The sequence below is a fragment of the Maribacter sp. genome (assembly GCF_039968975.1).
Classification (GTDB): Bacteria; Bacteroidota; Bacteroidia; order Flavobacteriales; family Flavobacteriaceae; genus Maribacter.
The window spans coordinates 1-2733 of the sequence record NZ_JBDVOT010000118.1 but is presented as its reverse complement, the minus strand read 5'-3'; the positions used below and the strand labels follow the sequence as shown (position 1 = coordinate 2733).

1 protein-coding gene is annotated in these 2733 nt (G+C 32.3%); it reads left to right on the top strand.

Annotation, left to right across the window (positions count from 1 at the left end):
* Positions 1 to 2733 (top strand): hypothetical protein (locus ABJI11_RS07925; RefSeq protein ID WP_348351007.1); only part of this gene is annotated, 2733 nt, incomplete at both ends.

Here is a 2733-nt window from a genome sequence, read left to right as displayed (position 1 = left end):
CAGACAATCAAATAGATAGTCTAGGTCTAATATCACTTAAAAAAGGATTTCCCAGCTTAAGTTTTTTACATACTTCTTTCTTAGGCGATGTGTATGAAGGTGGTAATAGAGAATTTGATCCAGACCCATTAAACAATAGATTTTTTGATTATCCACGTCTAAGCAGTGGCTATTCCATATCAGAAAAAGAACAATGGGCAATAGAATCTACCTATCTATATACGGGTATTTGGTCTCATGTATTAAACACTAAAGATATTTTAGAGATTGGTAGCACAACAAATGCAATAGGTGAATTAAAAAAGCATATTGTCGATTATAAGAAACGACACCCTTACATGAAGTTTTTGACCGCCAAACAATCTACAGAGGCAGCTATGGATTGGCGTTATCAAAGTATTCGCCACTTAAGTTACGAAGGGCAATATGAAGTCTCTAGCTCTTTAAATTCTGATGAGAAAAAAGAATCTTATTGGTTAATGTATGTTGAAGAACGTAATAATGTAAAGATTCATGAAGCACTTTCTTTTGATCAGGTAGAATTTTCTTCGGTTCCATTATTAAACGGTTTTCTGTACAGTATTCAAACAAAGTCTCCTAATATCAGTGTACCAGACATTCGACCAGAAATTAGAACTTTAATAAATACTACCTCATCATTGATTACCAATACAAATAGTGATTACAAATCCTATAACCAGAGTAAACAAACTATGGTACCGTTAAAGCAAAAAATAGACAGATTAATTGTTGAGGAAAAGACGGAAGAAGCTACAAACCTAATGGAGAAATTATTTAAGGATAATAAGTTCATTAATACCCAACAGATAGTCAACTATGCAGAAGGTATGGAAGCACAAGGTAAAACCGATGAACTTTGGTCTCAACTAAACAGTCTATACTTAAAAAATCCATCTAGTTCTTATGCAGATTTCTCTAGGGATATTAGTACAGTCAGTAATTATCCTTCACCCGCAATTAAAAAAATGTGGATGGAGAGGCAGATGGAATGGGGTCAAAATGATGTCACTATTTTAAAAGAATACTACGAGAACTTTAATACTGAAGATAACACAGAAATTATAGAACAAGTCTTAGAAGTATTGCAAACTATAGAACCGACTACAGAAAATAAGTTGAATTATTATGAATTTTTAGTGAATTCTAATGATGAAGACCTAATAAAGAAGCTAGATGATATTGAGCCTTGCAGTATCTTTAATAGAGATTTAGCTACATCTATCAGCCAAGTATATGCAGATAAACTAAACTTTGAAAGAGCGGAGAAATGGCAAAAATGTGGTAATATTTCTCCAGAAATCGTTAAAGAATGGAAAGAAAAAACCAGAACTATAGAAAGTAAAAAATTTACAGATTTTGAGTACTATATAAGATACCTATTGGTCAATGACCAAGACAAGGCAGTTGAAGAATTAAGAGATATTGAAACATGCAGACCTGATCTAATCAGATTATCTAAAAACATCGCATTTTTATTCGCAGACTACACCCAATACCAAAAAGCTTTAGATTGGAGCACCTGCACAAATACTGTACCTGTAGCAAAATTGTTAGATTGGAATTTGGAATTTGCTAATGGCAGGTATTTAACTAAAGTGTACGCAAACCACATTGACAATAACCCTAGAGATTATAATACCATGAACCACATGGTAAAGTTATTATTATTAAAAGGAGACGTAAATGGTGCTGGTGAAATTGCCATGAAAATACCTCCATCTAAAATTGACCCAGATTTTAAAATTGCTTTTAATAACGAGGTAAAGGCAACTTCTGAAGAAAAACAATCTTTGTATATAAGTAAGTTTAAAACGTTAATGGATGATGCTATTGTTAAAAAATCAGAAATTGAATCACGAAAAAAGAAAGGACATTCTATAGGACTTACTTCATCGGCCATTGCAGATGAATTCAACCCTACTCTTTTCAACAATGCTTTTCACTTTGGTTTTTATAATAAAGAGCTAGATTTTCACCAGTTCTCTATTGTTCAAGGTACAGCATATTCAGTTTTAAAAGATACTATAGTACCTAATGATATTGGTAGAGATTTATTAGGTGTAGAATACCTTTATAAAAAAGAATCTAACCAAAAGAATCCCTTTTATGTTGGTGCAAGAGTTGAATTTGACAACTTCAATAAAGTATTCTTCCATTTTACATCTGGTATAGATTTTATGGGCGATAATAGTAAATCTTCTTTAGGCATAAAAGCTCACCCTGTTACAACAGGACCTGGATACGACTTAAATATTTATGACATACAGGTAAAAGCTGCTCAAGAATTTGAATATTCTTCCAATTTAAATCATGAGTTTTACATAAAAGCAGATTACTACACTGATAGCCAATACTACGCTATAGGTGGTACACGTGTAGAATACAATGTATTAAACCTAGATAAATTTAAATTAGGTCCTTTAATTGAAGGTGCTTATGGCGTAGGTTCCGAAGATAGACGAAACGGTTTTCCTTATTGGTTGACAAAAGATAGACTTTTTGCCGGTGGTGGTTTACAATTTCTACTTGGCAATGAAGATTCTGATTTTAAACTAAAAAGTGATTTCTCCCTTTTTGCAGAGCAAGATCAAGATAGTTTTCAACGCTATGAAGGTGAACTATCATATAGAATTAAAAACTTCACTACAATTAATTTAAATTACTCATATTACACAATTGATCAGTTTTTCTCTAATGCTGTTCAGCTAGGTA